We start from the raw sequence: 9,397 nt of genomic DNA, 5'->3' as shown, positions 1-9,397 counted from the left end.
ACGACGCTCGTCCGCTCTCGAGGCCTTCACGGCCATGCGTGCCCGAGGTGCGCAGGTGACCGACCTTGCGATCCTCGTGGTCGCTGCCGACGACGGCATCATGCCGCAGACGGTGGAGGCGATCAGCCACGCCAAGGCCGCCAATGTCCCGATGATTATCGCCATCAACAAGATGGATAAGGAAGACGCGAACCCGCAGAAGGTGCGCGAACGCCTGCTGGAGCAGGAAGTGATCGTCGAAGCGCTGTCGGGCGATGTGCAGGACGTGGAGATTTCCGCGCTCAAGGGCACCGGGCTCGACGAACTGCTCGAAAAGATCGCGCTGCAGGCCGAACTGATGGAGCTGAAGGCCAACCCGGATCGCATGGCCGAAGCTATCGTGATCGAGGCGCAGCTCGACAAGGGCCGTGGCCCGGTCGCGCAGGTGCTGGTGACGCGTGGTACGCTCAAGAAGGGCGATGCACTGGTTGCTGGCACGATGAGCGGGCGTGTACGCGCCATCGTCAACGACCAGGGCAAGCAGATCAAGGAGGCCGGCCCCTCCATGCCGGTCGAGGTCCTCGGCCTGTCCGGCGTGCCGGGCGCGGGCGACCAGCTGACGGTCGTCGAGAACGAACAGCGTGCGCGCGACGTCGCCGAATATCGCCAGGACAAGGCGACCGAGCAGCGCACGGCGCTGGCGCCGACCAATTTCGACGCGATGTTCGCCGGGCTCGCCAACAAGGCGATCGAGTTCCCGCTGCTGGTGCGTGCAGACGTGCAGGGCAGCGTGGAAGCGATCAAGACTGCGCTGACCAACCTCTCCAACGACGAGATCAAGGTCCGCATCCTGCACTCGGGCGTGGGCGCGATTACCGAGAATGACGTGACGCTGGCTGCGGCTGGCGGTGCGCCGATTATCGGTTTCAACGTCCGCCCCAATGCCAAGGCGCGCCAGCAGATCGAACGCGAAGGCGTGCGGATGATGTATTACGACGTCATCTACCACCTGACGGAAGAGATCGCGAAGGAGATGGCGGGCGAGCTCGGGCCGGAGCGGATCGAGAACGTCGTCGGTCGTGCCGCGGTCAAGGAAGTCTTCAAGTCCGGCAAGAAGGACAAGGCGGCAGGCCTGCTGGTGGAGGAAGGCGTTATCCGCAAGGGCCTGCACGCCCGCCTCACCCGCGACGATGTCATCGTGTCGTCGACCACCATCGCCTCGCTACGGCGCTTCAAGGACGACGTGGACGAAGTGCGCGCCGGCCTCGAATGTGGCGTGGTGCTGGAAGACACGAACGACATCCAGCCGGGCGACCAACTCGAAGTCTTCGAAGTCGAGGAGCGCGAACGGACGCTGTAAACCGTGTGGCCGGAAGTGGTACTTCCGGCCATTTCTTTGTTGGGGGGTAGCTAGTGAGTGTCGCCGCTGAGACTTCGCGAACTGCGCTCGAAATTTATCAGCCACTGATCGTTGGATTAGGCGCAGTCGTCATCGGCTTTCTATTCAACACGTGGCTTGAATGGTGGCGCTCCACTCGTGAGCGAAAGCAGTCGGTTAGAGACTTCCGACGAGCACTAACGTTTGATCTTGAGGCAATGCGTAACTTTCTGCGTGGAGCTATTGAGATGGCGAAGAATGCTGAAACATTTCCGACATCGGTCTTTATCCGGAAGCCAATTTTTCTCAGATCCTGTGATCCGCGAGATTTGGGACGATTATCTCAGAAGGAGGTTCTCGGTCTTTCATACATTTTGAGCACCGTAGAGGGCATGGAAGGTTCAAAGAGCCCCTCCGATGACATTGATTCAATGTTCATGCTGACGCTGCACGATCAAAAATACCGAGATACGATGTTGGGAATTCTGGAAAGCGTTCACGACCGGAGTGCTGAAGTACTCGCGCTTTTGGATGTTGATGGCAGATGACCCAGCTCTTCAAAACCCGGCGCTCGCCATCGGCAGAGCTGATGGGTTCGCAGTTCCAGTCGTGGGATGCGGAGAAGGGCGAGGTCACCTTCACCTATGATCCGCCGCCCAGCTTCGCGTCTCCAAGAGGCGCAGTGCAAGGCGGGCTTATAGCGGGGTTCCTCGACGAGGTGATGGGTGCGGCGCTGCTCGCGCATAGCCACAATGCCGCGCTGCCATTGAACCTCGATCTTAACCTCACCTTCGTGCGGATGGTCCCACTCGATACGATCACTGCAGTGGGCCGCGTCATCAAGGCGGGCCGCAAGATCGCTTTCCTCGAGGGCGAGCTGTTCGACAAGGACGGCAAGCTACTCGCCCGTGCCACCTCCACCGCGATTCCCACGCCGCCGCCGGGTGGCATGGCCTGATGTCGGGCCACGTCGCTCTCCCCGGCATTTATGGATGCGCGGGCGACCGCGCGGGACATCTGCTCACTGAGGCGCTTACTCGGAAAGCTGGACGGCCGATCGCCTACACAATCCCGGCGCCGATCATCTGGTATGACCGAGCGCCGGGACGTCAGGAGCCGCGATTAGCGGAAGCGGTTGCGATAGACCGTAACCACCCTGTTGGTGCGCAGGTTGATCAGCAGGACATCGTTGCCCGCCCTCACGTACATGGCGTTGCGACCGGGGGCCTTCAGTCCGCGGATCGAGCGGTAGTTTACCGTGCGATAGTTCGCTGCCCGCGTCCGTTCGAACCGCTCGCCCTGGTTAAAGCGCTTGTACTGGTTCGCGCGGGCCGATTTCGCGGGCGCCTTTTTCGCCTTGGAAACCTCGTGGGTCTGCGGGCGATTGTCCTTGGCCTGCGCAGCAACGGGCATGGCGATCATGCTGGCTGCGGCGAGGAAGAGGGGAAGGGCGGGGGGCATCAAGTTTTTCATCGTTCATCTCCAATGGGGTTGGTATGAACGAAATACACGATAGCCGGCCTTTGCTCCGTCTCGGATTGTCCCGGATTGTCGCGCCCATGTGAGAATTCCGGAGCCTATTGAGGAGGGCCCGCCGCGTGCCTATGTCACGGGGACTATGGCTCGCCAGCAATTTACCGCAGAACAGCACTCGGTCCGCGTCCTGAAAGTGGGCGAGCGGGTGCGGCATATCCTCTCCGAACTGCTCACCCGGCAAGAAGTGCACGACGAGACGCTGTCCGCGCATTCGGTCAGCGTGACCGAGGTGCGGATGACGCCCGATCTCAAGCAGGCGAGTGTCTATGTGAAGCCGCTGCTCGGCGCGGAGGAAGAGGCGGTCGTGAAGGCGCTGCGCACCAACACCGCGTTCTTCCAGCGCGAGGTGGCCAAGCGACTGGGGCTGAAATTCGCGCCGAAACTGCAATTCCGCCCCGACGAGAGCTTCGACGAGGCAAGCCGGATCGACGCGCTCCTTGCCGACCCCAAGGTCGCGAGGGACCTTGGGGACGACGAAGAATAGCGGTTAGGGAGTGATCGCGGGCGTACCGGCCGGTGCCGCCATCTCGGGCATCGCGTAGGTCACCGGTGCATCGGGCCCCAGCGGGATGCCGAGATAGAACCAGCCCACAATCAGCGCGGTGCCGAAGATCAGCAGCCAGATCGAATAGGGCAGCATCATCGCAGTCAGGCTGCCAAGGCCGAAATCCTTCTGCCAGCGCTGCGCGAAGACCAGGATCAGCGGGAAGTACACCATCAGCGGAGTGATGATGTTGGTCGCGCTGTCGCCCACGCGATAGGCCGCGGTGGCGCCTTCGGGGCTGATCCCGAGCAGCATGAGCATTGGCACCAGGATCGGTGCGAGCAGCGCCCATTTGGCACTCGCCGACCCGACAAACAGGTTCAGAAGGCCGGTAAACAGCACCATTAAGCCGATCACGGCGGGCAGGGGCAGGCCGGTCGATTCGATCGCTCCGGCGCCATGCACCGCCGAAATCAGTCCGAGGTTCGACCAATTGAACATTGCCACGAAGTGCGCGGCGGCGAAGGCGAGGACGAGGTAGTAGCCCATGTCCTTCATCGATTCGGCCATCATGTTCACAAGGTCGCGGTGGTTGTTGATCGTCCCCACGGCGCGGCCATAGGCCCACCCGGCAAGCAGGAAGAGCAGGAAGAAGCCTGCCACCAGCGAGGAATAGAGCGGGCGCAGCTGTGTGTGGATCGAGCAGTCGGCAATCGCAGAGCCGTCCTCCGCCACGCAGGCCGCCTCGTCGATCAGCGGGGTGCCCGGCGCGAAGACCATCGCGATCCACAGCGCGACCACGAACAGCACCGCGATGCCTCCTGCGCGCAGGCCCTTCGAAGCGCGGTCTCCATCGTGCTCGGTGGGATCGGGGCTGAGCCCTTCATCAGCAGCGGCACCGGCAGATGCACCGCCGGTCCACGGGCCAAGCCGCGGTTCGATGATCTTGTCGGTCACGAACCAGATGATCGGCAGGAACAGCACGGTCATTGCGGTGATGAAGTACCAGTTGCCCGCGATATTGGCCGTCCAGCTGGGATCGAGCGAGCTGGCGGCGACCGCTTCCTCGGTAATCCCGAACAGCAGGGCATCGAGCTGCCCGGGCGAAATATTGGCGGAAAAGCCGCCCGAAACCCCGGCAAATGCCGCCGCGATCCCCGCCAGCGGATGGCGCCCGGCAGCGGCGAACAGGATGCCAGCGAGCGGGATCAACACGACATAGCCAGCGTCCGCCGCATGGTTGCCGAGCATGGCGACCAGCGCGACCACCGGGGTCAGCAGAGCCTTGGGCGCGGCCTTCACCGCCTTGGACATGCCAGCCGCAAAGAAGCCCGAACGCTCCGCCACGCCAGCGCCCAGCATCACGACCAGCACGTATCCCAACGGGTGGAAGTGCGTGAACGTCTCGGGCATCTCGACCCACAGGCGCTGGATGTTTTCTGCGGACAACAGACTGACCGCCGCGATCACGGTATTAGACCCGGTGGCTTCGTCCATTTCGGTCGGGTGGATCGCAGAAACGCCGGTTAGCGCGCAGACCACCGACACGATCACGAGCGCGATGATCAGGTAGAAGAAGATGAACACCGGATCGGGCAGCCGATTACCGGTCCTCTCGACCCAGCCGAGAAAGCCCTTTTGCGTAGGTGCCTCTGCCACACTTGCCATTCAATCGTCCCCCGATCTTGTCGTACGTTCAAGGGGGCTAGCATTGCCAAGCCAAGCTGTCGCGGGGCTTAATCTTTGGACAGGTGCGATTTCCACGGCATAGAGACGACGCCATGGCCAAGCTGTATTTCTATTTTGCGAGCATGAACGCGGGCAAATCGACCACCCTGTTGCAGGCGGCGTTCAATTACCGGGAGCGCGACATGCGCGTCTCGCTCTGGACGGCGGCAGTCGACAACCGACCCGGATCGGGAGCGATCAATTCGCGCATCGGCCTGGCGCAAGACGCTTATCGGTTCGAACCGGATACGGATATTGCCGAGCAGGTGCTGCGCGACCATGGCGACGGGCCACTCGCATGCGTGCTGGTGGACGAGGCGCAATTCCTCACCGCCGCGCAGGTCTGGCAATTGGCCCGGCTGGCCGACCGGCACGGCATCCCGGTGTTGTGCTACGGCCTGCGAACCGATTTCCAGGGCGAACTGTTTCCCGGCTCTGCGGCGCTGCTGGGGATCGCGGACCAGCTGACCGAACTCAAGGCCGTGTGCCATTGCGGGCGCAAGGCGACGATGAACCAGCGGGTCGACGAACATGGCCAGCCGGTAACCGACGGGGCGCAGACAGAGATCGGCGGGAACGAGCGGTATGTCGCGGTGTGCCGTAAGCACTTCGTGAGGCCGGCCAAGTGAGTGTGGAGGACAAACAAGCGCCGCACGGCTGGATCGTGCTCGACAAGCCGCGCGGCATGGGATCGACGCAAGGCGTTGCGGCGGTCAAACGCAACCTGCGCGAAGGGGGCTATCCCAAGGTCAAGATCGGCCACGGCGGCACGCTGGACCCGCTGGCCGAGGGCGTGCTGCCGATTGCGCTGGGCGAGGCGACCAAGCTGGCCGGACGCATGCTCGATGCGACCAAGACCTATGTGTTCACGATCCGCTTCGGCGAAGAGACCGACACGCTAGACACCGAAGGCGAGGTGATCGCGCGCAGCGACCGCTTTCCTCCGCTGGCGGCGATCGCAGGCGTGCTCGACCACTTCACCGGCGAAATCGAGCAGGTGCCGCCTGCTTACTCCGCGCTGAAGGTGGATGGAAAGCGCGCGTACGACCGCGCGCGTGCAGGAGAGGACGTGGAATTGAAGGCGCGGCGGGTGACCGTGCATTCCTTGCAAATGGCCATTCGCCCTGAGCCTGTCGAAGGGTCTAACGAACGGCCCGTCCGTACTTCGATAAGCTCAGCACGAACGGACCTTGGGCTGGACTCAACTTTCGCCACCACCGCCGGCCGCCCGGACCCCTACGATCCTTCCGCACCGCTCGAACTCGCCGAGAGCGTCACGCTGGAAGCCATGGTCAGCAAGGGCACCTATATCCGCTCTCTTGCACGGGATATCGCGCTGGCCCTTGGAACGCGCGGCCATGTTACCTACCTGAGGCGGACCAAAGCCGGGCCCTTCCGCGAGGAACAGGCGATTTCGCTGGACAATCTCAACGAAATCGGCAAGGGCGCGCGGCTTGAAGACCTCCTCCTGCCAATAGAGGCGGGGCTGGACGACATCCCGGCCCTTTCCCTCGATCCGGAGCAAGCGCAGGCGGCCCGTCAGGGTCGGGTCATTTCCGGAATGCCCCATGCAGACGGGCTCTATTTCGCGAAGTCGGGCGACGTCCCGGTGGCGCTGGTGGAGATCGAAGGCGGCACGATGCGGATCGTGCGGGGTTTCAACCTTCCAGATGTCGCGGAGTGAAAATGAATGTCGGTTACCACCGAACGCAAAGCTGAGATCATCAAGGACAATGCCCAGGCCAAGGGCGATACCGGTTCGCCGGAAGTGCAGGTCGCGATCCTGACCGAACGGATCCGCAATCTGACCGAGCACTTCAAGGACAACCACAAGGATAATCACTCGCGCCGTGGCCTGCTGATGATGGTCAATAAGCGTCGCAACCTGCTCGCCTATCTCAAGAAGAAAGATGTCGAGCGGTACAACGCGCTGATCCAGAAGCTGGGTCTTCGCAAGTAAGAGTTTTCTCGGAGGGGCGGCTCACCAAGGGCCGCCCCTTCGTCTATCCACCTCCACGCAATTCGGCTGGGGATGGACAATGGGGCATCAGAAGCGCCCCGCACCGGACCGGGACGGTATCCCCGGCAGTAGGCCCCGCGCACGCAATGTGGCGGTGCGGGTTCAAAAGGAAAATCAATGTTCGATACGAAAACAGTCAGTCTGGAGTGGGGCGGAAAGACCCTCACTCTGGAAACCGGCCGCATTGCCCGTCAGGCCGACGGCGCCGTGCTGGCCACCTATGGCGAAACCGTGGTGCTGTGCGCCGTGACCGCCGCCAAGAAGGTGAAGGACGGGCAGGACTTCTTCCCCCTCACCGTCAACTACCAGGAAAAGTTCTCCGCCGCCGGGCGCATCCCGGGTGGCTTCTTCAAGCGCGAGGCGCGCCCGACCGAGAAGGAAACGCTGGTTTCGCGCCTGATCGACCGCCCGGTGCGGCCGCTGTTCCCCGAAGGTTTCTATAACGAAATCAACGTGATTGCGCAGGTTCTCAGCTTCGATGGCGAGACCGAGCCGGATATTCTCGCGATGATCGCCGCTTCGGCTGCACTGACCATCAGCGGCGTGCCCTTCATGGGGCCGATCGCCGCCGCGCGCGTCGGCTTCCGCAACGGCGAATACGAACTCAACCCGACGCAGGATGCTGCGCTGGACGAAGAAGGTCGCCTCGACCTCGTCGTCGCCGCGACCAATGACGCGGTGATGATGGTCGAATCCGAAGCCAAGGAACTGACCGAGGAAGAAATGCTCGGCGCCGTCATGTTCGCGCACGACGAATGCCGCAAGGTGATCGGCGCAATCATCGACCTGGCCGAACAGGCCGCCAAGGATCCGTGGGAACTCGCCTCGACCGACGATAACGCGGACATGAAGTCGGCGATCAAGCAGATGATCGGCGACGACATTGCTGCGGCCTACAAGCTGACCGACAAGTCCGCACGTTCGGATGCGCTGAACGAAGCGCGCGAGAAGGTGAAGGTTCACTATTCGAGCGAAGAGTTCGACGGCCAGCAGAAGATGACCGCAATCAAGCTGACCAAAAAGCTGGAAAGCGAGATCGTCCGCGGTGCCATCCTCAAGGACGGCACCCGCATTGACGGCCGCAAGCTGGACCAGGTTCGCCCGATCGAGGCGATGGTCGGCTTGCTGCCCCGCACGCACGGTTCTTCGCTGTTCACGCGCGGTGAAACGCAGGCGATCTGCACCACCACGCTGGGCACCAAGGATGCCGAGCAGATGATCGACGGGCTGGAAGGTCTTTCGTACAACCACTTCATGCTGCACTATAACTTCCCGCCCTACTCGGTCGGCGAAGTGGGTCGCTTCGGCTTCACCGGTCGTCGCGAAATCGGCCACGGCAAGCTCGCATGGCGCGCGCTGCACCCCGTGCTGCCGAGCCATGAGGACTTCCCGTACACGATCCGCGTGTTGTCGGACATCACCGAGTCCAACGGCTCGTCCTCGATGGCGACCGTGTGCGGTGGTTGCCTCTCGATGATGGACGCAGGCGTTCCGATCGAACGTCCGGTCTCCGGCATTGCGATGGGCCTGATCCTCGAAGGCGACGATTTCGCCGTGTTGTCCGACATTCTGGGTGACGAAGATCACCTGGGTGACATGGACTTCAAGGTTGCAGGTTCGGAAGCCGGCATCACCACCATGCAGATGGACATCAAGGTTGCCGGCATCACGCAGGAAATCATGGCCAAAGCGCTGGAACAGGCGAAGGCTGGTCGCACCCACATTCTGGGTGAGATGGCCAAGGCTCTGGGCTCTTCGCGCACCGGCGTTTCCAAGCACGCACCGCGTATCGAGACGATGCAGATCGACAAGTCGAAGATCCGCGACGTTATCGGCACGGGCGGCAAGGTGATCCGCGAGATCGTGGCCGAAACCGGCGCCAAGGTGGACATCGACGACGAGGGCGTGATCAAGATCAGCTCCTCCAACGCCGACGAGATCGAAGCCGCGAAGAAGTGGATCGAAGGCATCGTCGAAGAGGCGGAAGTCGGCAAGATCTACACCGGCAAGGTCGTCAACATCGTCGATTTCGGTGCGTTCGTGAACTTCATGGGTGGCAAGGACGGCCTCGTTCACGTCTCCGAGATGAAGAACGAGCGGGTTGAAAAGCCGACCGATGTCGTTTCCGAAGGCCAGGAAGTGAAGGTCAAGGTCCTCGAGATCGACAACCGCGGCAAGGTCCGCCTGTCGATGCGTGTCGTTGACCAGGAAACCGGCGAAGAGCTGGAAGACACCCGCCCGCCGCGCGAACCGCGTGGCGACAAGCCGCGCG

Annotated in this window: 10 protein-coding genes; 8 read left to right on the top strand and 2 right to left on the bottom strand. The window is 62.4% G+C overall.

Features of this window, described 5'->3' with window-relative positions; genetic code table 11:
* The 3 genes from infB to ACEQXE_RS06100 form a co-directional block, all read left to right on the top strand.
* Window positions 1–1,339 (top strand): translation initiation factor IF-2 (gene infB, locus ACEQXE_RS06110; protein WP_370178054.1); only part of this gene is annotated, 1,339 nt, incomplete at its 5' end.
* 53 nt (window positions 1,340–1,392) lie between these two features.
* A complete protein-coding gene (locus ACEQXE_RS06105; protein WP_370178053.1) occupies window positions 1,393–1,905 on the top strand; it encodes a hypothetical protein in 513 nt (170 codons plus the stop codon).
* The gene (locus ACEQXE_RS06100) at window positions 1,902–2,315 is read left to right on the top strand and encodes a PaaI family thioesterase (RefSeq protein ID WP_370178052.1); all 414 of its coding nucleotides are present in this window, start codon (window positions 1,902–1,904) and stop codon (window positions 2,313–2,315) included. The genes ACEQXE_RS06105 and ACEQXE_RS06100 overlap by 4 nt, the downstream gene beginning before the upstream one ends.
* Before the next feature lie 164 nt (window positions 2,316–2,479).
* Here ACEQXE_RS06100 and ACEQXE_RS06095 read toward each other — a convergent pair whose 3' ends face one another.
* Window positions 2,480–2,830: an RcnB family protein gene (locus ACEQXE_RS06095; protein WP_370178051.1), complete on the bottom strand. Its 351-nt coding sequence runs from the start codon at window positions 2,828–2,830 to the stop codon at window positions 2,480–2,482.
* A gap of 145 nt (window positions 2,831–2,975) precedes the next feature.
* Between ACEQXE_RS06095 and rbfA the strand changes: the two genes are divergently transcribed.
* On the top strand, window positions 2,976–3,377 hold the full coding sequence (rbfA, locus tag ACEQXE_RS06090; RefSeq protein ID WP_370178050.1) for a 30S ribosome-binding factor RbfA: 402 nt from the start codon (window positions 2,976–2,978) through the stop codon (window positions 3,375–3,377).
* Between the two features lie 3 nt (window positions 3,378–3,380).
* Here the strand turns inward: rbfA and ACEQXE_RS06085 are convergent, their stop codons facing one another.
* Entirely contained in the window at window positions 3,381–5,045 is a 1,665-nt protein-coding gene (locus tag ACEQXE_RS06085; RefSeq protein WP_370178049.1) for an AbgT family transporter, read from the bottom strand.
* A 113-nt stretch (window positions 5,046–5,158) separates the two neighbouring features.
* On the opposite strand from ACEQXE_RS06085, the gene ACEQXE_RS06080 reads away from it, so the two are divergent.
* From ACEQXE_RS06080 to pnp, 4 genes are all read left to right on the top strand, one after another.
* The gene (locus ACEQXE_RS06080) at window positions 5,159–5,734 is read left to right on the top strand and encodes a thymidine kinase (RefSeq protein ID WP_370178048.1); all 576 of its coding nucleotides are present in this window, start codon (window positions 5,159–5,161) and stop codon (window positions 5,732–5,734) included.
* A gap of 56 nt (window positions 5,735–5,790) precedes the next feature.
* A complete protein-coding gene (truB, locus tag ACEQXE_RS06075; protein ID WP_370178055.1) occupies window positions 5,791–6,789 on the top strand; it encodes a tRNA pseudouridine(55) synthase TruB in 999 nt (332 codons plus the stop codon).
* A gap of 6 nt (window positions 6,790–6,795) precedes the next feature.
* On the top strand, window positions 6,796–7,065 hold the full coding sequence (rpsO, locus tag ACEQXE_RS06070) for a 30S ribosomal protein S15 (protein WP_370178047.1): 270 nt from the start codon (window positions 6,796–6,798) through the stop codon (window positions 7,063–7,065).
* Window positions 7,066–7,242: 177 nt separating this feature from the next.
* Window positions 7,243–9,397, top strand: a 2,155-nt coding sequence (pnp, locus tag ACEQXE_RS06065; RefSeq protein WP_370178046.1) for a polyribonucleotide nucleotidyltransferase, incomplete at its 3' end; no start/stop codon positions are given.

Origin of the sequence: Alteriqipengyuania sp. (genome assembly GCF_964222115.1) — a bacterium.
Lineage (GTDB): Bacteria > Pseudomonadota > Alphaproteobacteria > Sphingomonadales > Sphingomonadaceae > Alteriqipengyuania.
This window is presented reverse-complemented; position numbering and strand designations above follow the sequence as displayed.